Origin of the sequence: Streptomyces hygroscopicus (assembly GCF_026168105.1) — a bacterium.
GTDB classification, from domain to species: Bacteria; Actinomycetota; Actinomycetes; order Streptomycetales; family Streptomycetaceae; genus Streptomyces; species Streptomyces hygroscopicus_D.
In genome coordinates this window covers 43495-64860 of record NZ_LBMW01000024.1, presented here as the reverse complement: position 1 = coordinate 64860, position 21366 = coordinate 43495, and the positions used below count along the sequence as shown (strand labels likewise).

At 71.8% G+C, this 21366-nt stretch carries 22 protein-coding genes; 5 read left to right on the top strand and 17 right to left on the bottom strand.

Annotation, left to right across the window (positions count from 1 at the left end):
- Positions 1 to 10: 10 nt before the first annotated feature.
- The 3 genes from AAW14_RS22725 to AAW14_RS22715 all read left to right on the top strand — a co-directional run bounded on the left by AAW14_RS22725 (position 11) and on the right by AAW14_RS22715 (position 1939).
- Entirely contained in the window at positions 11 to 661 is a 651-nt protein-coding gene (locus AAW14_RS22725) for a histidine phosphatase family protein (protein WP_265565769.1), read from the top strand.
- Between the two features lie 50 nt (positions 662 to 711).
- Positions 712 to 1368 (top strand): hypothetical protein, encoded by a 657-nt coding sequence (locus AAW14_RS22720; RefSeq protein ID WP_265565768.1) that lies wholly within the window; start codon positions 712 to 714, stop codon positions 1366 to 1368.
- A 148-nt stretch (positions 1369 to 1516) separates the two neighbouring features.
- Positions 1517 to 1939: an acyl-CoA thioesterase gene (locus AAW14_RS22715; protein ID WP_265565767.1), complete on the top strand. Its 423-nt coding sequence runs from the start codon at positions 1517 to 1519 to the stop codon at positions 1937 to 1939.
- A 30-nt stretch (positions 1940 to 1969) separates the two neighbouring features.
- Here the strand turns inward: AAW14_RS22715 and AAW14_RS22710 are convergent, their stop codons facing one another.
- The 8 genes from AAW14_RS22710 to AAW14_RS22675 form a co-directional block, all read right to left on the bottom strand.
- A complete protein-coding gene (locus AAW14_RS22710) occupies positions 1970 to 2587 on the bottom strand; it encodes a TMEM175 family protein (RefSeq protein ID WP_265565766.1) in 618 nt (205 codons plus the stop codon).
- A 59-nt stretch (positions 2588 to 2646) separates the two neighbouring features.
- Complete coding sequence (locus tag AAW14_RS22705) at positions 2647 to 4029, bottom strand: nucleobase:cation symporter-2 family protein (protein ID WP_265565765.1); 1383 nt, start codon at positions 4027 to 4029, stop codon at positions 2647 to 2649.
- Between the two features lie 253 nt (positions 4030 to 4282).
- The gene (locus AAW14_RS22700; RefSeq protein WP_265565764.1) at positions 4283 to 5662 is read right to left on the bottom strand and encodes an 8-oxoguanine deaminase; all 1380 of its coding nucleotides are present in this window, start codon (positions 5660 to 5662) and stop codon (positions 4283 to 4285) included.
- Between the two features lie 124 nt (positions 5663 to 5786).
- Entirely contained in the window at positions 5787 to 6743 is a 957-nt protein-coding gene (pucL, locus tag AAW14_RS22695) for a factor-independent urate hydroxylase (RefSeq protein WP_265565763.1), read from the bottom strand.
- A 7-nt stretch (positions 6744 to 6750) separates the two neighbouring features.
- Complete coding sequence (gene uraH / locus AAW14_RS22690) at positions 6751 to 7149, bottom strand: hydroxyisourate hydrolase (protein WP_265565762.1); 399 nt, start codon at positions 7147 to 7149, stop codon at positions 6751 to 6753.
- Entirely contained in the window at positions 7146 to 7661 is a 516-nt protein-coding gene (uraD, locus tag AAW14_RS22685) for a 2-oxo-4-hydroxy-4-carboxy-5-ureidoimidazoline decarboxylase (RefSeq protein WP_265565761.1), read from the bottom strand. Before uraD ends, uraH begins: the two co-directional genes overlap by 4 nt.
- 199 nt (positions 7662 to 7860) lie before the next feature.
- Positions 7861 to 8229, bottom strand: a complete 369-nt coding sequence (locus tag AAW14_RS22680) for a helix-turn-helix domain-containing protein (protein ID WP_265565760.1) — start codon at positions 8227 to 8229, stop codon at positions 7861 to 7863.
- Positions 8226 to 8477 (bottom strand): hypothetical protein, encoded by a 252-nt coding sequence (locus tag AAW14_RS22675; protein ID WP_265565759.1) that lies wholly within the window; start codon positions 8475 to 8477, stop codon positions 8226 to 8228. The genes AAW14_RS22680 and AAW14_RS22675 overlap by 4 nt, the downstream gene beginning before the upstream one ends.
- A 300-nt stretch (positions 8478 to 8777) precedes the next feature.
- Between AAW14_RS22675 and AAW14_RS22670 the strand changes: the two genes are divergently transcribed.
- Positions 8778 to 9377, top strand: a complete 600-nt coding sequence (locus AAW14_RS22670) for a TetR family transcriptional regulator (protein WP_265565758.1) — start codon at positions 8778 to 8780, stop codon at positions 9375 to 9377.
- Positions 9374 to 10609 carry an MFS transporter gene (locus tag AAW14_RS22665; protein ID WP_265565757.1) on the top strand — a complete coding sequence of 412 codons (1236 nt, stop codon included), beginning with the start codon at positions 9374 to 9376 and terminating at the stop codon, positions 10607 to 10609. Before AAW14_RS22670 ends, AAW14_RS22665 begins: the two co-directional genes overlap by 4 nt.
- 38 nt (positions 10610 to 10647) lie before the next feature.
- On the opposite strand, the gene AAW14_RS22660 is transcribed toward AAW14_RS22665, so the two are convergent.
- From AAW14_RS22660 to AAW14_RS22620, 9 genes are all read right to left on the bottom strand, one after another.
- The gene (locus AAW14_RS22660) at positions 10648 to 11484 is read right to left on the bottom strand and encodes an MOSC domain-containing protein (RefSeq protein WP_265565756.1); all 837 of its coding nucleotides are present in this window, start codon (positions 11482 to 11484) and stop codon (positions 10648 to 10650) included.
- A complete protein-coding gene (locus tag AAW14_RS22655) occupies positions 11426 to 12670 on the bottom strand; it encodes a M16 family metallopeptidase (protein WP_265565755.1) in 1245 nt (414 codons plus the stop codon). Before AAW14_RS22655 ends, AAW14_RS22660 begins: the two co-directional genes overlap by 59 nt.
- 64 nt (positions 12671 to 12734) lie before the next feature.
- Positions 12735 to 13883 carry a M16 family metallopeptidase gene (locus AAW14_RS22650; RefSeq protein ID WP_265565754.1) on the bottom strand — a complete coding sequence of 383 codons (1149 nt, stop codon included), beginning with the start codon at positions 13881 to 13883 and terminating at the stop codon, positions 12735 to 12737.
- Complete coding sequence (locus AAW14_RS22645) at positions 13880 to 14665, bottom strand: DUF5944 family protein (protein WP_265565753.1); 786 nt, start codon at positions 14663 to 14665, stop codon at positions 13880 to 13882. The genes AAW14_RS22650 and AAW14_RS22645 overlap by 4 nt, the downstream gene beginning before the upstream one ends.
- A 30-nt stretch (positions 14666 to 14695) precedes the next feature.
- The gene (locus AAW14_RS22640) at positions 14696 to 16924 is read right to left on the bottom strand and encodes a TOMM precursor leader peptide-binding protein (protein ID WP_265565752.1); all 2229 of its coding nucleotides are present in this window, start codon (positions 16922 to 16924) and stop codon (positions 14696 to 14698) included.
- Entirely contained in the window at positions 16921 to 18669 is a 1749-nt protein-coding gene (locus tag AAW14_RS22635; RefSeq protein WP_265565751.1) for a SagB/ThcOx family dehydrogenase, read from the bottom strand. The genes AAW14_RS22640 and AAW14_RS22635 overlap by 4 nt, the downstream gene beginning before the upstream one ends.
- Positions 18670 to 18672: 3 nt before the next feature.
- Positions 18673 to 19509: a TOMM precursor leader peptide-binding protein gene (locus AAW14_RS22630; RefSeq protein ID WP_265565750.1), complete on the bottom strand. Its 837-nt coding sequence runs from the start codon at positions 19507 to 19509 to the stop codon at positions 18673 to 18675.
- 226 nt (positions 19510 to 19735) lie between these two features.
- Positions 19736 to 20863, bottom strand: coding sequence for an acyl-CoA dehydrogenase family protein (locus tag AAW14_RS22625; protein ID WP_265565749.1), 1128 nt, complete (start codon positions 20861 to 20863; stop codon positions 19736 to 19738).
- Positions 20860 to 21336, bottom strand: a complete 477-nt coding sequence (locus AAW14_RS22620; protein WP_265565748.1) for a type II toxin-antitoxin system RatA family toxin — start codon at positions 21334 to 21336, stop codon at positions 20860 to 20862. Before AAW14_RS22620 ends, AAW14_RS22625 begins: the two co-directional genes overlap by 4 nt.
- Between the last annotated feature and the right edge of the window lie 30 nt (positions 21337 to 21366).

Below are 21366 nucleotides of genomic sequence, written 5' to 3'. Positions count from 1 at the left end.
AGGACTGGGCGTGGGTGACCTCCTTCTCGTCCGGCACGGTGAGACCGAGTGGTCGCTGTCCGGGCGGCACACCGGACGGACCGACGTCCCACTGACCGGGAACGGCCGCGAGCAGGCGCGCCGGCTGGCTCCGCTGATCGCGCGGCACCACATCGCGGCGGCGTTCGTCAGCCCTATGCAGCGGGCCCGGGAGACGGCCCGGCTGGCCGGGGTCGGCGGGGCGCGCGTCGACGCGGATCTGTCCGAGTGGGACTACGGCGGCTACGAGGGGGTCACCACCGTCCAGATCCAGCGGAGCAGGCCGGACTGGTTCCTGTTCACGGACGGCGTGGCGCCGGGGCCGCCCGAGCATCCCGGGGAGAGCCCGGAGGAGGTCGGGGAACGCGCGGATCGCATGCTCGCCAAGATCGACGCGGCGCTCGCCGAGTCGGAGGGCAGCGTGGTCGTGGTCTCCCACGGGCACTTCCTGCGGGTGCTGACCGCACGGCGGCTCGGGCTGCCCGCCTCGGGGGGCGCCCTTTTCCAGCTCTCCACGGGGACGATGAGCCGGCTGGGCACGGAGCACCGCCGCCATGTGGTGGCCGGCTGGAATGTCAGACCCGACACGTACTGTTCCCATGGGTCCCTCTCCGCGGGGGAAGCGGGGCCCGACGGACGCTGACGCAGGGTGAGGAGTCCGTCCCCGGCTGCCCCCGCGGGAAGGAGCCCGCCGTGACCCGACCGCCGACCGCGGCCCAGCGGCGCCTAATCGAGGCCGCCGACCCCGTGACCGGGCGGCTCAAGGGGACGGACGCCCAGCTCGCCGCGCTGGTGAAGCGGGGGCTGGCCTTCCGGCACCCGCGGCCGCCGCACGACCACTTCCTGACTCCGGCCGGGCACCGCATACGGGAGTCTTCCGCCGAGGAGGCCGAGGAGGCGGGGGCGGCCATCGCCGAGGAAGCGGTCGCCGCCCCCGCTCCGGAGGACTCGGGAGTGTTCTCCGCACGAGTCGGCGGCGAGGAGCCCACCGACGTGTCCCCCACACGGCTCCGAGAGGTGCACAGCGCCTGGCAGGGGCTGCTGGAGCTGCGCCGGATGACCAATCCGGGCGGTGCCACCGACCGTCCGTGCGGCTGGGAGCGTACGCATCTGGTGCGGGCCGCCGCGCTCGCCCTTGAAGCGGCGGGGCACCGGCCGGCGACCGGGGAGGGGGACGGCTACCGGGTGCGTGCGACCCCGCAGCCCGAGGCGGTCGCCGTGCACGAGCCGGACCACGCGGCACTGCGCGCCTGCGCGGCCACGCTGGAGCGCGCGGGCTGGCAGGTGAGCGAGCACACCCAGCCCCGGACGCGGGCACGGTACGTGCTGGCGTCACCGCGAAGGACATGAGCCGCCGACGGCTGAACTGTCCGTTGTACGAAACAAGTTGGCACCACCAGAACCATCAGGCACACAGGCCACTGGCGTACATTCGTACACCTGCACGTCCGTACGGTCGCACGTTCGTGCGTCCGATGCCGTCACGGGGAGGAAGAACATGGCCGAGCCGTTTTCCGTCCGGGTCACCGTCCGCGGGTACGAGACGGATGCCCTGGGGCATCTCAATCAGAGTGTCTATCTGCAGTACGCGGAGCACGCCCGCTGGTCCCTCCTGCAGGCCGCCGGGGTGAGCCAGTCCGCGCTGCTCGCCCAGGGAGTCGGGCCGGTGGTCCTGGAGACGACCATCCGCTATGCGCGGGAACTGCGCGCGGGCGACGAGGTCGAGGTGTCGTGCGCCTTCGAGTGGGGCGAGGGCAAGACGTTCCGGGTCACGCAGACGATCCGCAGGGCGGACGGCACGGTCTCCGCCGAAGTGGCGTCGGTCGGCGGGCTGATGGACCTGAAGGGGCGCCGGCTGGTGGCCGACCCACAGGAGCGCTTCCGGGCGCTGGGGGAGGCTCCGGAGCTGTTCGGGCTGTGAGCACTCGAGCGGGCCTGGACCCTGCCCGCTTCATGACGTGGCCTCGTTCCGCGTAGGCACCGGCACCTGGTTGAAACCGTAATAGAGGGCGATCAGACCGTGGGCCGCCAAGGTGAGGGGCGCCGAGACGAAGGACAGACCCACGGTGAGCGGATACGCCAGGGAACCCAGTGCGAACCGCACACGTGTCGCGCGGGCCGCCGGGGCGTCGACGCGGGAGTCGAAGAGGTGGCCCGTGCGGGTGAGGTGCCACCAAAGGGCCTGGAAGGTGAACGCCATCACGACCATGACCATGCTGTAGACGGCCGCGGCCACATGGGAGGCCTCGCCCTCGCGCAGATACTCCGCGAGCATCGCCGTCGGCCAGGGCACCGCGGCCACCACCATCAGCACCAGCAGGTTCAGGAACATCAGCGTGCGGTCGACGCGGGCGACATAGCTGAACAGCTGATGGTGGTTGACCCACATGATGCCGATGACCAGGAAGCTCACCACATAGGCGGCGTACGACGGCCACTGCGCGCCCAATGCGTGCCACAGGCCGCCGTGTTCACCGACCTTGGGAACCTTGATCTCCAGGATGAGCAGGGTGATGGCGATGGCGAACACACCGTCGCTGAAGGCCTCGACGCGGCTGGACTCGTTCATGGCACACAGGGTGCACCATGGGTCAGGAGGGTACGGCGACGGCCGTACCCGTCCCCGGCTCAGTGCGCGGGAGCCGTCCGCGCCCCCGCGATCTCCTCGCCCGCCTCCATCGGACGGGTCACGTCCTGCCCGTCCCGTCCCTTGCCGAGGTGGTTGAAGACCAGGTTCAGCAGAACCGCCGTGACACAGCCGGTCGAGATGCCGGAGTCCAGCACGATCCGCGCCGTCTGGGGGAACGCGTGGTAGAAGTGCGGCGCGGTGATCGGGATGATGCCGACGGCCAGGGAGACGGCCACGATCAGTACGTTGTTGTCCTTCTCGAGGCCCGCCCGGACGAGGGTCTGGATGCCGCTCGCGGCCACCGAACCGAACAGGACGACGCCCGCTCCGCCGAGAACCGGGCGCGGTACGACGGCGATGAGCGAGGCGGCCATCGGGCACAGGCCCATCAGGACCAGGAAGCCGCCGCCGGTGGCGACCACATAGCGGCTGCGGATCCGGGTCATGGCGACGAGGCCGATGTTCTGCGCGAAGGCGCTGCACATGAAGCCGTTGAAGAGGGGGCTGAGGGCCGAGCCGAGGGTGTCGGCGCGCAGACCGGCGGCGATGGTCCGCTCGTCCGCAGGGCGCTCCACGATCTCGCCCAGCGCCAGCATGTCCGCGGTCGACTCGGTCATCGAGACCACCATCACCACGCACAGGGAGAGGATCGCGGCTAGGTGGAACTGCGGGGCACCGAAGTGGAACGGGGTGGGGAAGCCGATGACGTCCGCCTGCGCGACCGGTCCGAAGTCCGTGACGCCGAAGGGGATTGCGACGACGGTGCCGACGACCAGGCCCACCAGCACGGCGATCTGCTTGACGAAACCGCGGGTGAACCGGCGGAGCAGCAGGACGATCACCAGGGTCGCGGCCGCCAGGCCCAGGTTCGTCGCCGAACCGTAGTCGTGGGCCGCCGGGTCGGGGCCCTGGGCCCAGCCGAAGGCGACGGGCAGCAGCGAGACCCCGATGAGCGTGATGACGCTGCCGGTGACGACCGGCGGGAAGAAGCGGACGGCCTTGCAGAAGACGGGCGCGGCCAGGAAGCCCAGGAGACCGGCAACCATCACCGCGCCGAAGATGACCGGCAGGGCGTCGGACTTGTCCTTGACGGACGCGACGATCGCGGTCATGGGGGCCACCCCGGCGAAGGTGACGCCGTTGACGAAGGGCAGCCGGGCGCCGATCTTCCATATCCCGAGGGTCTGGAGGAGGGTGGCGAGGCCCGCGGTGAACAGGCAGGCGCCGGTGAGGAAGGTCAGTTCGGCGCCGGAGAGGCCGACGGCCGCCCCGACGATCAGGGGCGGGGCGACGACTCCCGCGTACATGGCGGCCACATGCTGCAGACCGCTGGTCGCCATCTTGAGGGCGGGGATCTTCTCGTCAACGGGGTGGGCGGACACGGCGGCTCCTCCGGTCGGTTGCACGTCGGTTCTGACGCGGGTTTCAGGGAGGTGGTGCGCGGTGGTCGTGGGGGGACGTACCGCTCGAGCGAAGTCGAGAGTGAGGGACGGGAGACGGGATCCGTTCGAGGGACCGGTGACCGGCCCGGGACGCGTGCGGACGCACGCGCCCCGGAGACGGCCGCCGCGGACCCCTCTCGGGTCCACGGTGCCGACCGGGAGCCGTCCCTCCCGGCCGGAGTCTTCCGACTGCTCAGCCCTTGGCGGCGATTCGCGCCAGCCGCTGGGCCTCGTCCCGCGTGGAGCGGGCGATGGCGTCCTCGTCGACGTGCAGCAGACGGCCGTTCTCGACGACCGGCTCGCCGTTCACGAGCGAGAGCGTGACCGGGGCGGCCGCGCCGAAGACCAGCGCGGTCACCGGGTCGGCGATGGAGGAGTGGGCGAGGGTGTCGAGCTTCCACAGCACGAGGTCGGCGAGCTTGCCCGGCTCCAGGGAGCCGATCTCCGCGGAGCGGCCGAGGACCTGGGCGCCGCCGTAGGTGCCGAGGCGCAGTGCCTGACGGGCGCCGAGCGCGGCCTCGTGATGGGCGCCGAGGCGGTTGATCAGGAGCGCGTTGCGCAGCTCGGTGTGGAGTTCGCCGGACTCGTTGGACGCCGTGCCGTCGACGCCCAGGCCCACCGGTACGCCGGCGGCGAGCATGTCGGGGACCCGGGCGATGCCGGCGGCCAGGCGAGCGTTGGACGAAGGGCAGTGGGCGACGCCGGTCCTCGTACGGGCGAAGGCGGCGATGTCCGAGTCGTTCATATGGACGCAGTGCGCCATCCACACGTCCTCGCCGAGCCAGCCGGTGGACTCGAAGTAGTCGGTCGGGCCCATGCCGAACAGCTCGTGGCAGAACTTCTCCTCCTCGACCGTCTCCGAGCCGTGGGTGTGCAACCGTACGCCCTTGCGCCGCGCCAGCTCGGCGCCCTGCCGCAGGAGTTCGGTCGAGACCGAGAAGGGGGAGCAAGGGGCCACGGCCACCTGCGTCATGGCGTCGAAGGAGGCGTCGTGGTGCTCGTCGACGGTCGCCTCGGTGGCGGCGAGCGCGCCGTCCAGGGTCTCGACGGCGAAGTCCGGCGGCAGGCCCCCGTCCTTCTCGCTGCGGTCCATGGAGCCACGGGCCAGTGTGAAGCGGACACCCATCTCGCGGGCGGCCCGGATGATGGCGCCGGACAGGTCGCCCGAGTTCTTCGGGAAGACGTAGTGGTGGTCCATCGCGGTGGTCACGCCGCCCCGGGCCATCATGGCGAGCGAGCCCTGCGCGGCCGCGTACACCATGCTCTCGTCGATGCGGGCCCAGGTCGGGTACAGCGCGACGAGCCAGTTGAAGAGGTTGTGGTCCGTGGCCAGGCCTCGCGTGATCCACTGGTAGAAGTGGTGGTGGGTGTTGACCAGGCCCGGGGTCACGAGGTGGCCGGAGGCGTCGATACGGCGTACGACGTTCTCCAGGCCCTCGGGGGCCTGGCCCGCGCCGACCGTCTCGATGCGGTTGCCGGCGACGACGACATGCCCCGAGGCGTACTCGGTGTCGCCGGCGTCCACGGTCGCGATCGCACCGTTCTCGATGACGATGCGCTGGGCTGCTGCCATGGTTCGTCCTTTTCGCTCTGTGGAGGGGGCACGGCAGGACCCTGGGAGTTTGAGTGCCGCGGCCCGGGGAGGCCGCGGGTGCCGAAGATCGGGGTGCCCCCTGGGGGCCGGGGGGCACCCGGGGTCAGAGGTTGGTGAGGTCCACGGGGATCCTCGCCTCGCAGCCGTCCCGCAGGATCGTGGCCTCGATCAGACCGTAGGGACGGTCGGCGGCGAAGTACACGGCTCCCTCGGCGGTGTCGTTCTTCAGCCCGAACGGCTCCAGGTCCACCAGGAAGTGGTGCTTGTTCGGGAGCGAGAAGCGGACCTCGTCGATCTCGCCGCGGTGATTGATGATGCGCGCGCCCATCTGGTACAGCGTCTGCTGGAGCGAGAGGGAGTACGTCTCGGCGAAGGCCTGGAGCATGTGCTTCCTGGTCTGCTCGTAGGACTTCTCCCAGTTGGGCATCTTCTGTGCGTCGTCGGTCCAGTTGAACCGCCAGCGGCCGGAGACCTCGGTGGCCAGGATGCGGTCGTACGCCTCCGGAAGCGTCGTGTACCGGTCCTTGACGTAGCCCCAGAACTCGGAGTTCGTCGAGTTCATCACCACGAGATCCTTCAGCCCCGAGATCACCTCCCATGACGAACCGTCATAGGTGATCTGCGTCAGGCGGGTCTCCTGGCCCTTGCGGACGAAGGAGTGCTTGACCTCGTCGGCGCCGATGAACTTCGAGTTGGCGTCGGAGGTCTCGATCCGGTCCCAGGCGTACTCCTCGATGCGGATTCGAGCCTGGTGGATGGGTTCCTGCGAGGTCACGAAGTGGCGGGCGAGGTGGATGCCGAACTGCTCGGCGGACTCGATGCCGTACTCCTTGGCGAACGCGAACACCGTGTTCTTGGTGGTGTCGGTCGGCAGGACGTTGGCGTTGGACCCGGAGTAGTGGACCTCGTCCATGTCACCGGAGAGCGACACCGAGACGTTGAGGTCCTTGATGTGGTGGGTGGCACCGTCCCGCGTGATCCGCACGACGCGGTTCTCGGCCTTGCCGTACTGGTTCTGGCCGAGAAGCACGGGGCGGGAGGAGTGGGAATTGACTGCCATCTGTCTGCTAGCTCCCTCGGTAAACGGAGTAGCCGAACGGGTTGAGCAGCAGCGGCACGTGGTAGTGCTCGCCCGGCACGACGGCGAACGTGATCGCCACCTCCGGGAAGAACACTTCCGCGGCACCGCTGTCCCGATTCGCGGGGGCGTCCTGCTGCGCCTCGGCTTGCTTCTTCTCGAAGTACGCCTCGACGGCGAAGTCGAGCCGTACGTGGGTCGTCCCTTCCGGCAGGGCCGGCAGGTCCTTGCATCGCCCGTCCGCGTCGGTCGTGGAACCGCCGAGCGCCCGCCAGTCCGCGTCCCGGCCCGGACGGGCGAGGAGGCGGACGGCCACGCCCTCGGCGGGGCGGCCGGCGCTGGTGTCCAGGATGTGCGTGGACACGGAGGCGGCGGTCTCGGTGCTCATGCGGTTACCTCTTCAAGCAGTCGGGCAAGCCGGATACGGTTGATCTTGCCCAGCTCGGTGCGGACGATCTCCCGCTCCCTCTCCGGCGCGTTGCCGATCCGTTCCCTGACCGCGTCGCGCATCTGCTCGCCGGTCCTCCCGGTCGCGCAGATCAGGAAGACATGGCCGAACTTCTCCTGGTACGCGAGGTTGAGCTCCAGCATCTCCGCCTTGAGCTCCTCGGAGGCGCCGGCCATACCGCGCTGCTCCCTGGCCGAGGTGGGGTCCCCGGGCCGGGGGCGGCCGATCGGCGGGTGCCCGGCCATCGCCTCCTCCAGGTCCGCCGTGGTCAGCTCGCCCATGGCGGCGTCACTCGCGGTATAGAGCTCGTCGGCGGTGGCGTAGGGGCGCGCGGCGAGCAGCCGCCCGGCCCACACCGTGCAGGCGCACGCCTCGAGGAGGGCGGCGAGGGCCGCCCGCTCCTCCAGGGAGTTGAAGCGGGCGAGGCCCGGCGGCGCGGAAGTCGAAGTCACGGGGGCCTCCGTGGCCTTGGTGCTGTACGGGCTGCAAACAGCTAACGCCCCTCCGGGACATCACGTCAACACTTTGTTGAAGATTGGGCGGCAACAACTGGCCCGGGACCGATCCGGGACAGCAGAAACCGCCGCCCGGAATCGGGCGGCGGCTCGTCGTGCGAGGTGGCGTCCGCGTCCGGGCGGGCCGTCGGACCGGTCAGGACTCCTTCTCGCGGTTGAGGTAGTTGTAGACGGTGAAGCGGCTCACGCCGAGCGCGCCCGCGACGGTCTCCACGCCATGGCGTACGGAGAAGGCACCGCGCGCCTCCAGCGTCCGTACGATCTCCTGCTTGGCCTTGCGGTCCAGCTCGGCCAGCGGTTTACCGCGTTTGCGCTCCATCGCGGCCAGGATGTGATCGAGCGAGTCGGCGAGCTGGGGCAGACGTACGGCGACGACGTCCGCTCCCTCCCAGGCGAGCACGACGTCGTCGGGGCCCGCCTGGTCCGGGGGCATCATCTCGCCCCCCATGGCGTCGACCAGGGGCTTCACGGCCGTGATGAAGGGCTCGTCCCCGTTCCCCATCACCTGTCCCCCTCCCCGACCACGTTGACCTGCAGGGAGATCCGCGTCGCTCCGGCCTCGAGGGCCTTGCGCAGCAGCGCGTCGACGGCGGTGAGCACCGCGTCCGAGCCACCCTCCGCGGTGTTGCCGAACGGCCCGACGTCCACGGCGTCCAGTTCGGCGCCTTCGATGACCTCGCGGGCCACGAGCGCGTGCGCGGGCGCCTCGTCGAGGTCGAAGGGCTCGGTCGTGAACTCCACTCTCAATCGCATACTGCCCCCAAACACACAACGGACCGGTCTGCGCCCATACCCGGATCGACCGCCTGAGGGCACACCAGGGAACGACAGGGGAGCATCGATCGAAGGCTCCGCGGTCGCGACACCCCGCAGGCCGATCCCTTTCCTTGCGGCGACGCCGGTTCGACCGCCGGCAGCGACTCTAACCGACACGGCGCCCCCTTCGCCCCGCAAGACCGAGAGCCGTCGTCCCGGCACCGTCCGCGCCACAGGGCCCCCATGACGCCCCTCCGGACTCTTGATTTCATACATGCACGTACGTATGATTGCGGCGTGCGCAGAACTGCTGAAGAGGCCGCCCAGACGCGGGCCGCCCTACTCGATGCCGCGCTGTTCCTGTTCGCCGAGCACGGAGTCGCGTCGACCAAACTGGCCGAGGTGGCCCAGAGAGCAGGCCTGACCCGTGGCGCGGTCTATCACCACTTCGCCGACAAGACGGACCTGTACGCCGCCGTCATGGCCGACTCCTGGGAGACCACCACGGCTCCAGTGTGGGCCATCCTCGACACCGACGCGCCGCTCGAGGAACGACTGAGCCGGTTCCTCGTGACCTGGCTGCGGCGACTCGTCGAGGACGACCGCTTCCGGGCACTGCTGACCGTCAGCATGAACGCGTCCTACAGCCCGGACGATCCCGACGGGCAGGCCGCCAAGGCCCGGGGCCTCGGCGAATGGGGCGAACGACTCGAAACAGCACTGAGCCGGGGCGGGCCCGGCGCGCGTCTGAAGGAGGCGCTCAGTCCCGCCGAGGCGGCGGGGCACCTCCTCGCCTGGCTGTGCGGCACCGCCCTGCTGGCCGCGACCGATCCCGCCCTCCTGCCCCCGGGCACCGCCGACGGTGTGTCCTGCGTCCTCGGAGGGATCCTGACATGACCCCCTTGCACACGACCCGGCCCGGGGCGGCCGTCGCGGTCACCGCGACGGCACTCGGGGTCGACATGTTCCTCTACGGCAGCATCGTGCCCCTGTTACCCGCCATGCCCGCGGTGCACGGCTCCGCCTTGACGGCGGGCATCCTCTTCGCGGTCTACGCGGTGGCGCTGGTGGGGACGACGCCCTTCATCGGCGTATGGGCCGACCGCCGCGGCCCCCGTGCGCCGATGCTGGCCGGTCTGGTGGGGCTCGCCGCCGCGACCGTTCTGTTCGCCTGGGCGATGGACGTCCCGGGGACGAAGGGGCTTGCGCTGCTGCTGCTCGCCCGTGCCGCACAGGGCACGGCCGCCGCGGCCTCGTGGACCGCCGGCCTGTCGCTGCTGGCCGCGACCCACGAACCGGACAGGCGCGGACGGGTCATGGGGCTGGCGCTGTCCGCGGTCGGCCTGGGCATTCTGGCCGGCCCGGCGGTCAGCGGCCTGCTGAGCGACGCCTTCGGCCCGCGCGCTCCTTTCCTGGTCGTCGCCGTCGTCGTGGCGGGTGACGCGCTCGCGCGCATCCTCCTCGTCAAACCGGCGGCGGCCACCGCCGCGCGTACGCCGTACCGCGTGATCCTGCGCGGGCCCCACGTCGGGCTCCTGATCTCGCTCACCGCCACGGGCGCCGCGGCCATCGCCTTCCTGGAGCCGCTGCTCCCCCTGCACCTCGACGCGCACGGCCTCGGCAGGAGCGGAATCGGCCTCGCCTTCGCGGGCGCGGCGCTCGGCGGCAGTCTCGCCGCTCCGGTCGCGGGCGCTTTCACCGACCGGGTCGGCGCCTCACGGGTGGCCGCCACGGGCGCCCTCGTCACGGCCGCGGGCTTCGTCCTCGCCGGCCGCGGCTCCGCGGCGTGGTCGATCACCGGACTGATCGTCGTCGGCTTCGGGGCACAGATGATCCTCGCCCCCACACTGGTGCTCATCGGTGTGCTCGCCGACCACACCAGGCCCGCCGCGTACGGCGCCGCATACGCGCTGTACAACCTGGCCTACACCGGCGGCCTCGCGGTCGCCCCCCTGGCGGCGGGCTCCGCGGCGCGCACCGTGGGCATCCCCCACACCACGCTGGCCGCGGCCGTCCTCGCCGCCGTGCTCGCCCTTGTCCTGGCCACCCGCCGCAGCCGGGCGCGGGCCGACGCCGGTGTCTCGACCGGGGCCCGCGTCAACTCGTCACCGGAACTCCCGCGCAGATGAAGGGAACTCCCGCCGGGTCCCGTTCCGCCGCGGGCCGCTCACACCACGTCCAGGCGGTCCCCGGCGCTGACCCGTCCCGGCCGTTCCACGGACGCGTAGAACCCGACATCGTGTCCGAACTCCCGGTGGACCGTGCGGAGCAACTCACGGGCGGTGGGCAGCCCTTGCTGGGGCAGGGAGATCATCACGCAGCGCGGGCAGGTCGTCTCCACACGCAGCACGGCGGAACCCACCCGCACCGACCGTCCCACCCAACCCGGGTCCGCCGGGCCGTCCAGCACCAGATTCGGCCGGAACCGTCGGACGTCGGCCTGCGCGGGCACCGCCCGCTCAAGGGCTTCCAGCGCCCCGCTCGTGATCAGGTGAAGAGGGTAGGCGTCGAAGTACGTGCCCGGAATGGTCTGATACTGGACGATGTCCGGGGGCAGACCGGACAGGTCGGGTACCTCGGTCACGTCCTTCACGCCGAACAGCTCCACGAGGTACCGCTCGGCGTCCTCGGGCCAGACGCGCGCGTAGTGTTCCTGCCGCTCGGCGGGCAGACGGGGCCACAGGCTGGTCTTGCGGCCCAGATGTTCGGTCAGCGCCCCGTGGACGTCGGCGTCGTCCGAGCTGACCGACCGCCCGCCGGACAGTCGCAGTTCGACGGCGGGAGCCGGGCGGCCGGTCTCCGGCGGCCGCACGTAGAGGGCGCGGACGTCGAGCAGCGCCGGCAGCCTGCGGGCGTCGGCGATGCACCCCCGCTCCTCGTCCCGCACGGCCCACCACCGGTCGCCCAGCAGGCCGTCGACGGTGATGTCACAGCCGTCGAGCCGTTCACCGGCCATGCTCTTGACCGGGTACCGCCACACCTGTTGTACCGTCAGTCCGCTCACCCTGCTCGTCGCCTCCCTCGTCGATGCACAGGCGTCGTCGTGCGACGTCCCTGACCTGCTCGCCGGTGACCCGGCCGATCCGATCGGCGTACGCGACCAGGTCGGCCGCCGGCAGTCCCGCGATCTCGTAGCCGCACAGCCGCCGGGTGACGTCGCGCCCGCTCTGCAGCGCCCGGTGGTTCTGGATGACCAGCCGCTCCTTGGCCGAAGCGACGAGCGCACGCTCGAAACGGCCTTCGGCCAGATCGCCCAGCACCGCAGCCGTACGGTCCGCGACCTCACGCAGCGCGCCGGGTCTGCACACGGCCATGCACACGCCGTATCCGGCCTCGGCGAACTCGCGGCTGAACGCGGCGAGGGAGTACGTCAGCGCACGCCCCTCGCGCAGCCGCCGGCCGAACATGCCCTCGCGCCCGCCGAGCATGGCCCACGCCATGTGCACCGCGAACTTGTCCGGTGAACCGAGAGACACCCCCGGCGTGCCCAGGAGGTGGTACGCGGTGTCCCGGCCCCCAGGCAGGGAAAGTGCGACCGGCCGCTGCCCGGGAAGCGGACTGCGGGGCGCGGCGGGCAGGACTCCCGGATGTCCGGGCTGCCCTGGGTGCCGTCCCGCAGTGGCGAGGGCGTCGCGCACGGCCTCCTCGTCGGCCGGGTCGGCGAGGGAGAGCGCCACGACCGGGGGTCCTGTCAGCAGGTCGCGCGTCACGGGCCGAAGGTCCTCCGCTTCGCAGCCGGCGATGCGGGCGACGCGCTCGTCATGAACGAGGCCGTAGCGGTGGTGCGGCCCGAACAGGGCGCGCAGGACACCGCTGGACCAGCGTTCATCGGTCGTCAAACCGGCCAGGCAGGCTCTCTTCGCGTCCCGTAAGGCGGCTTCGTCCGCCTGCTCCCGCGGCTCGTTCCGCCATGGTTCCGCAACCGCCGCGATCCAGTCGGGGACGGCCCGTACCGGCATACCGTGCCGCCCGCCGACGCATTCGACGGTGAGGCCCACGAAGTCGGCGGAGAGCACGGGCTCGACGCGGACCTCGGCCCCGGCGCGCCGCGCGGCAGCCGTCACCGCCCGCGCCCAGCCGGCCGTCGCGAGCGGCGCCACAAGGGCCGTGTCCCGGCCCGCAGAAACCAGCGGCAGGGCGAGGGTGAGCGTCTCCAGGGCACGCTGCGCGCCGCCACGATCGGCAATCACGACAGTTCCGTCGCCCAACACGGTTTTATACGGGACCAATTGACGGATAGTCATGAACATTCCCTTATTCCCTGGTGAACTCCACGGCGCCGAGGCGCCGTTCCCACCCACCGATCGTCCGGGTCACGTCCTCGGCACGGACCTCGGCCAGCAGCGCGGGCCACGACCCGGCGGCCGATCCCAGCTCCAGGGCCCGCTCCGCCGCCGACTCGACGTCCTCCACGGCCCGCAGTTCGGGGATGAGTGCCTCGGCGCGCAGCCAGGCGGGCCCGTCGGGTGCGCGCAGTCGGGTGACTGCCGACCGCAGGGCGGCACCCACCGCTCCTGCTGCCGCCTCCCGGTGCGCAGCAGACAGCATCAGCCAGGTACAGCGCTGGCCCCGCAGCCTCAGCAGCCGGACGTCGATGCCGCTCACCGCGCGCACCGCGCGCCGGGCCAGCGCGCGGCACGCGGAGAGGTGCGCACCGTCGTCGCCGCCCGTCGGCTCGCCGAAGGCGAAGCCCACGGCGAGCCCTTCCCGTTCGGCGATCTCCGCGCCGACGGCTCGCACCGGCGGCCCGGTCCCGCAGCCGCGCCGCCCCGGAGCGGACGGCTCGAGGGCCCAGCGTGACGCCGCCTCGGCCACCGCGTCCATCTGCCCGGCCACCTCGCCCGCCAGCACCAGCAGTGCGCCGGCCGGGCGGTAGCGGGCCGCGTGGAACCGCCGTACGTCCTCGACCGTGAGCCCCTCCGGCACCGGCTGATCGCCGAGGGTGGGGTGGGCGTAGGCGGTCGGCCGCCACAGCGCGGAGAACAGCGACTCCTGCAGCCGCCATCGCCGGTCCCCTGCCCGTTCCGCGTACTCCTGCCGGATGACCGCGAGTTCGTCGGCGAGGATCCGCTCGTCCGCCCACGGCGCGGTGAACGCCCGCCCGAGGACATCCACGGCCGCCGGGAGATCCCCGCTCCGCACGAGGACCCGGTAGGTGGTGTGCTCGCGGCCGGTGGCGGCGGTGGCCAGCGCCCCGTCGCCGACTCGGCCCCCCTGCAGGGAGCAGCGGACCACCAGGTGCTCCACGGCGTGGGCGAGCCCGTGCTCGCCGGACGCCTCGTCGGCGCTGCCGGCCCGCAGGCGCAGCCGCACCGCCGCCAGTGGCGGCCCGAGCCGCTCCACGGCGACCAGCTCGAGGCCGCCGGGCAGCACCCGCCGTACCGCCCCGGTCAGGACGGTCACGGCCGCGCGGCCTCCACGGCCGCGGCGGGGATCAGAGTGACCATCGTCTGCGCCACCAGCCGCTCCTGGTCGTCCGTGGCGATGACGACCCAGTCGGCCGGGGCGAGCCGCCCGTTGTCCTCGAGCGGCATGTCGTGGATCACCACGGGCTGGTCCGGGGTGCACACCAGGTCCGTCCTGTGCACCAGGCCGACGGCCTCCCAGGAGACGGAGACCGGCTGTGGCGCCATGAGGTCCTTCAGGTCGAAGGAGAACCGCCCCACCCTGCGGCCCCGTTCGTCGCGCGTCTCGCGGAACTCCGCGCGGCCCAGCCGCAGCGGCGACACGAACTTCGGGGTCAGCGGGTACGAGGTGTGGCGGCCCCGCCGGTCGAAGACGACGGAGTGGGTGGCCAGCATCCGGTTCTCGCCGTCGAAGACCGACACATGGCAGTAGTCGCGCTCCTGGTCCTCGTCGAAGAGCACCAGCAGGTCCGTCAGGACCTCAGGGCTCTCCGGGGTCATCAGACGCACGCTCTCGCGAGCCTCCTCCCGGTCCACGAAGTAGAACTTGTGCGTCACCGCGGCGGGTTCGGAAAGCTTCTCCACCCGGCTTGCGAAGCTCAGCCGCACGCCCGTGCCGACGACGGCAGTCTCCACGGAGCAGTGCAACGGCGAGATGTCGGGCGGCACCTGGCCGCTGACCACATGCCGGGCGAAGGCCGCCGAGATGTCGGTGTTGTCGGTGTAGTCGTCGTTGCGGACCACGGACATCGACGGGCAGGCGACGAACGAGGGTGCCATGGCGCTCTCCTTGCGGCGTCGTATGAGGTGTCAGGGAAGCGGGTGCGGGAAGGGGTTGTCCGGCGCGGAATCGGTGCCGAGGGCCGCGACCACCTCGCGGAGCCGGCGGCCGCCGAGCATCCGGCAGGCGTGGTGGCCGGCGAGATGCTGCAGGCCGGGGACGAGGACCCGCACGACGTGCACACCCAACTGCCGGACGTCCGGGGTGGTGAGGTCCACGACACAGACCCGGCGCCCGGCCTCGCCCAGTTCCTTGACCATCAGGTCCAGCGGATCGCGGGTGTCGGCGGGCGCGGGTCGCTCCGGCCGGGTGCAGGCGGGGGGCCGGGTGGGGTGGACGAGGTATCCGGCCCGTTCCCGCAGCTCGGGGTACTTCGAGTAGAAGATGGCGTGCTTGTTGAAGTCGTCCACGTCGTGGAAGTCCTCGGCGGCCTCCCAGTCCTCGTGCTGCTTGAGCAGTCTGCGCACATACGTCAGGCCCTGCGCGGCCTCCAGGAACGCCTTCCTGACCGCCTCGGCCGGCGACCAGCGGCAGGCGCTGCCGAACGACATGATCCGGTCGGGGCCACCGGTGTGCTCCATGACGGCCACCACACAGGACGGGGTCAGGTCGAGGGAGAGGTCGTAGAACCGTACGCGCCACGACGTGGCACCGGCGATCAGGTAGGACACCTGGGAGGAGGCCGTGATCATGTCGTCGGCGACGGGCCGGGGCGGCAGCCGGTGCAGCCACGACACGGCCAGGGCGTCGCGCTCGATGATCTCGTACAGACCGCTGAGCACGGCCTCACGGAAGGAGGGGCCCGCGGCGAGCCCCGTGGAGATGGACGGCGCGACGGCGGCCTCCTCGCGCAGCCGCCGGTAGTGCAGATACACCTGCGACGCGGGAACCCACAGCCGCTCGCCCGTCCACAGGTCCCGCGCCGGTGTCCAGCGCACCCGGGTGGTGTCGTCGAAGGGCTCGAACGGGAAACCGGGCGTCGCGTACTGCTCCGGTGAGTACAGGCCGAACTCTCCGGGAGGGACCGCGGGTTCGTCCAGTTCCTCGAAAGAGGCGGTGCGCAGGTCCCGGGGCCGGTAGATCCCGGCCGCGTACCGTTCGAGTGACTCGCCGAGGGCCGCGTCGATCGCCTCCTTCTTGGCGAATCCGGCTCCTCCGTTCCTGGTCACCCGCATCGACGGCCTGATCAGCGCGAAGTCCGCGGAGGTGCTGCCGCTGAGGTAGACCGGCGGGCCGCTTTCGGCGCGGCGCACGCTGGACGCGTGGACGATGCCGACCCGGTCGTCCTCGGCCGCCCGCAGCCCGATCCCCTCCGGGGGATCCGGGGCGCTGTCCGGGCCGCCTCCGCAGACCTCGCAGATGGGCACGGCCAGGAGATGGCGGCGGGATTCGCCGGCGCCGGAGTCGTCCGTCCAGAGCAACTGGTCGGCGGGGTCGGCGGCGGGGTCGGCCAGCCACTGCTCCACGCGCCGTCCCACGGAGCCTGCCAGTTGCGCCGCCGCCCAGGGAGGCAACTCCTGCTGGACGGGACGCCCGCCGGTCACCGCGAGCAGCCGCATGTACGCGCGCCACGTCGGTCCGTGCACCGAGTTGGAGCTGACCCTGACGCGCAGGCACTCGTAACAGGCGCCCGCCCGGTCAGGCGTCCACAGCGGTCCGACGAAGGTCACGGCGTCGCGGGCGACGCCGTAAACCAGATGCGGCCGGCCCGTGCGGACGCACCACTCGGCCACCCGTGCCGTCCAGGGATCGAACAGCGACGCCGTCGCCACCACCACGAGGCCGGGCGGTTCGTCACCCGCCGCGTGCGGGTCCCAGCGCTCGCCGAGGTGGCGCGCCTCGATGCCTGGGGTGAGGTCGGCAACGGCGACGAAGGGCCCGGTCAGCTGCTGCGGGCCGGTCACCGCGAGCTGCCGGACGGGGAGGCCGCGCCGGGGGGCGGGGGACGGTGCGCCAGGGGCGCCGGTCTCCCGCAACTGTTCCAGCATCTCCAGCAGCCGCGCCATGTCGGGGTCGTCAACGGGTGGCTGCGGCGCGCCGGTGCCGAGGGGGGACGCCGTTCCGCCGAGGCTCACGGGCAGCCGCTCGGCCAGCTTCGACAGGCCGCTGCCTTTGATCCGGCGGACCTCCTGGGGCGTTTCCACGAAACCGTTCTGGTCGTCCAGCAGGTGGAGGCGCAGCCGGTCGGTGTCGTTGTCGGTGTCGTTGTCGGTGTCGTTGTCGGTGTCGTTGCCGGTGTCCGTGTCCATGTCCGTCATGCGGTCGTGTCCCCCTCGTCCCCGTCTTTCGCCTCATCCCCGTGGTCGGCCTCGTCGGCCTTATCGACCTCGTCGGCCCCGTCCGCCGCGTCCGCCGGACGCGGGCCGAGCAGGGTCAGATACAGCACCGCGTCGTCGACGCCGTCGACGCCGATGAGTTCGTTGAAGTAGTCGTCGATGAAAGCGATCATCGGATGCGCCACGAGTCCAAGGGCGCCGGCCGTGATCACGACGCTCTGCGCGAGATGGCCGCAGTCGAGCAGTACGGTCCGGTAGCCGCGTTCCAGGTACTTCCACTGGTTGCGGCGGAATGCCCCCACGTAGATCACCAGGGCCGCGGCCTCGCCCACCCGGCCCTGGTATCCGGTGTACGCGGAGACCTCGTCGAGCGTAGGGCTGTCGTCGACGAGCTGGAGCACCCGGCGTCCCGGGTGGAAGTAGTACAGCCCTGGCTCGACGCCTTCGACGCGGCTGACGAGGACGAACAGGTCGGTGGAGTACAGCCCGCCCGCCGACGGGGTGGCCCGCAACGGCAGCCGCACGTCCTCGCCCACGGCGGCGCTTCCGGTGGTGCCGTAGGACAGGGTCAGCAGATGGGTCAGCCCCTCCACGCCGAGTTCGCCGCCGCCCATCGGTGCCCAGGAACGCCTGCGCCGTACCGTCTCGTCCAACGGGAGGAGCGCTGGGGCGGATCGGGCGCGCAGTGGGTACTCCCGGCGGGTGTGGCCGAAGTCCCTGAAGGCGCGCCCCAGCAGCATGCGGGCCTGCGGGCCCATGCCGGAGACGTCGACCACCGGCAGGACGCCGAAGGCCGTGCGCATCTTGGAGTTCTCGTGGTAGACGCGGCCTGCCCGTACTTGGTCCGAGGTGTAGGCCAGGGATGTCTGGCGGGGTGCCCGCAGCCGGGGCGGCGGGGCGTGCTCCCAGCCGTCCCTGCCGCCCACGCCGGGCTCGCCCAAGTCGAGGCGGCAGGCCGCCACGACCGGGTGGCCCTCGGCGCTGAGGATCCGCGTGTGGGCGAGGTGGCCGTGGCTGCGCAGCCGGGTGCGCAACTCGGCCAACTCGTCCGGAGGCGGGGCGGGTTCGAGGTCGGCGAACGGCGTCCTGCCGACGGTGACGACGTCGGGTGCCGCCGTTTGGTCCTCGCCGTCCCCGTCCCCCGCTTCCAGCCGCGCCAGGGAGGCGATGACGAACCGGCGCAGAACCGCGTGGACCGCGCGTTCCACCCCGCGCCGCCGCCATACGTCGCAGACCACCGCGTGCAAGGAAACCGGCATCCGGTCGAGGTGCAGAACGGCACCGAGCCGGGGGATCCCCGCCGCCTCACCGAGCAGGTAGCAGTCGATGCGGCCGGCGACGCCGCGCAGCGGGGCAACGGCCTGTTCCCACCCGGTGATCAGAGTGCCCTCCAGGGGGTCCGAGCCCGCCGGCAGGCGGGCCAGCTCGGCGTGCAGCCCCCTGACGACCGCCGTGTCCCGGTCAGCCCCCGCGCCGAATCCGGCGCCCCGGCCGTCATCGCGGAACCGGAGCGCCGCAGCGCTCTCGGCCAGCTGCCACAGCGCCTCCCGCCGGCCGGCCGCCACGGCGACGTCGAGGAGCGGGATGTCGGCACCGGCCAGGTCCAGTTCCTCGTCCGCGTGCTCCATACGGACCAGGGCCCCGGCATGGGCCCGCAGATACAGCGGCACGGGCAGCGTCCGGGCGCCGAAGCCCTGGGCGGTGACACAGTTCCACGCGTCTTCCACGGCTCAGACCTCCACCCACTCCTGGGCCGTCGGGGCGTGCTCCGCGCAGACCTCGCAGTACGGGTCCCGCCAGGCGCGCAGGGACGTCTGCTCACACGTGCCCGCGTCGATGGTCGTGATCCGGCCCCAGGGGTGCTCGGCGCCGAACGGGACGAAAGCACGCAGGGCCATGTGTGCCACGACACCGCCGGCCCAGGCCACGAAGCCGGGTTGCAGGGTGAACCAGCTTTCCTGGGCCGCGCGCTGCTCCCGGGCCCCACCGCTGCCCGCGGAGCCCGGCGCCAGGCAGCGCGGACAGGCGGACTCGCCGGGCATCGTCCACGGACCCAGCCGCACCCGCCGGGGGGTGACGAGGACGGGGAGCCAGGGGCGCCGTCGTCCGCACAGGCGGCGGTTCGCGGCGCCGAGGGCCGCCTCGTCCTCGTGGGACACCACCACCGTGAGCGCCGGCTCCGGGCCGCCCCGCTCCCCTACGGCCAGACCCTGCGCGGACAGCGCGTCCGCCAGCGCCGCGGGCATCCGGCCGTTCCCCTCGATCTCGATGCGCTTGTTCTTCACCCGGCCGAAGACCTCGTCGGGCTCGGCGGAACGCCGCGCGACGAACGAGTACAGCCGCAGATCCGCGTCGGTGTCGATGCCGCCGCAGGGACGTAACAACACGCCCATGGACGTCAATTGCTTCAGGTACGGCGCCAGGCGCTCGATCTCCACACGGGAAACCTGTTCGCGCAGCGGAACGCTGCGGCGCAGCTTCGGCACCAGCTCGGCGAGCACGTACCGCAGGGATTCCCATTGCCTGTCGTCGGCCTTCAGTACGAATTTCCGCGGCCCGGCCAGCACTTCGAAACGTTGGTGCCCAACCGGCTGAAATTCGATGTCAACGGCGCCTACCGCCACCGTATTTGCCGCCGTATCAAGAGTATTCACGTCCTCGAACCTAACGGGTGCGCACGGACCGTCCGATACCGAATTCCCGTAGTACGGAACTACGGTTTTCCGTTGCCTCGAGGCGATCGGGCGGCCGTTGTGCGGCCGGTTCAGCGCCGCGAAGTCCCGGGTGTCGCTCCTATTCCATGTGCACGGCCTCGCCGCGCAGATGACCTACCAGCGCCGCCTCGGCGCCCGTCCGGGAAGGGGGGTGGAAGGTCAGGCAGCGAACGGCGGCGTAGAGGTACGCGACATCGGGGTCGCCGATGAAGGCGCCGCCGCCGAGGGCTTCGACGGCCGTCGCCGCGGCGGTGACGACGGCTTCCTGGGCGGCGAATCGGGCCACCAGCGCGGGACCGAGCACGGCGGCCGGTTCCGCCGTCGTCTCCAGCCGCGCGGCGACTCCCTCGAGCGCGTAAGTAGCCCCCTCCACGGCGACGGCCATGGCGGCCAGGGACGACGCGCCGCTGCGCTTCGTGCCGACGGCCCGCTCGACCAGAGCCGCCGCCATGCCGACGTACGAGGCCGCGATCAGCACCTCGAACCACACCAGGGACCGCCGCAGAGCGTCGCTCGTGGTGCCCACCGGCCCGATGTCCGAGATCAGCCGGTGCGGCACGAAGACGTCGCTCAGGACGAGCTCATCGCTCTCCGCCCCCGTGAGCACGTCACTGCGCCAGAACGGGCGGGTGCTCAAGCCCGGCGAGTCCGCGGGTATCACGGCGACGGCGCAGCGTTCGCCCTCCGGGCGTTCGATGCGGACGGTGGCGAAGAGCAGGTCCATGGAGCGGCTGAGGCTGCACGGCTTCTTCGAGCCGGTGACCAGCGCACCGCCCTCCACCGGGCGGGCCGACATGGCCGGCCGCAGGATGCCGGATCCGGGCCTGCCCTCGGCCGCGCCCGAGGCGATGAGCATCGTGTTGCGGGCCACCGCCTCGGCCAGCAGCCACTCCATCCCCGCCTCCTGCCGGTCCCAGCCGGTCAGGCTCGCGACCGAGAAGTGGTGCATGGTCGTGGCCACCGCCAGGGACGGGGCGCGACTGGCCAGGGCCCGCTGCACGCGCAGTCCTTCGCGCAGGCCCAGCCCGAGGCCCGCGTACTCCTCGGGGACGAACAGGGCGGGCGCGCCCGAGCGCCTGAACCACTCGATCGCGGGTGAGCCGGGCCGCTCCAGCCTGTCCAGGCCGGCGGCGGCGAGTTGGCCGTCCAGGCCGGGCAGACACCGTTGCAGGAGTGCGCGGTCCTCCGCCAGGAAACCCGCGTTCACGCCCGCCCTCCGTCGTCGCCGACGGGCTCCGGAGCGTCGAGGACCACTTCGCCGACGAGGCCGCGCAGGACGATGGCGACGTGGTCGCGCAGCGTCTGCTCGGCGATCGGCTCGATGACGTCGGCGAGAGTGGGAATGCCCATGTCGAAGTCGCAGGAGAAGTGGATCCGGCAGTCGGGTCCCACGTCGTGCAGCATCCAGTGGCCGACCAGGTGGTCGAGGTCGCCCTCCTTGAGGGAGAAGTCCACCCGGTGCCGCGCCGCGTCGAACCGGTCCTCCTCCGTCCATTTCAGCACCCCCCGGCGGAATTTCACCTCCCACGAGCAGCCGGTCCGCCCGTTCCCGAGGTCCTCGACGGCGACCCGCAGCACGGCGTCGGTCAGTTCGGGATAGCGCGGGAAATCACAGATGACGGGGTAGAGTTCGGCGGCGTTCCGGCCCGGTGCCGTCCCCGCCATGCGCACGTTCCGCATCGCTCCTCCAAAAGGGCTGCATATCAGGTG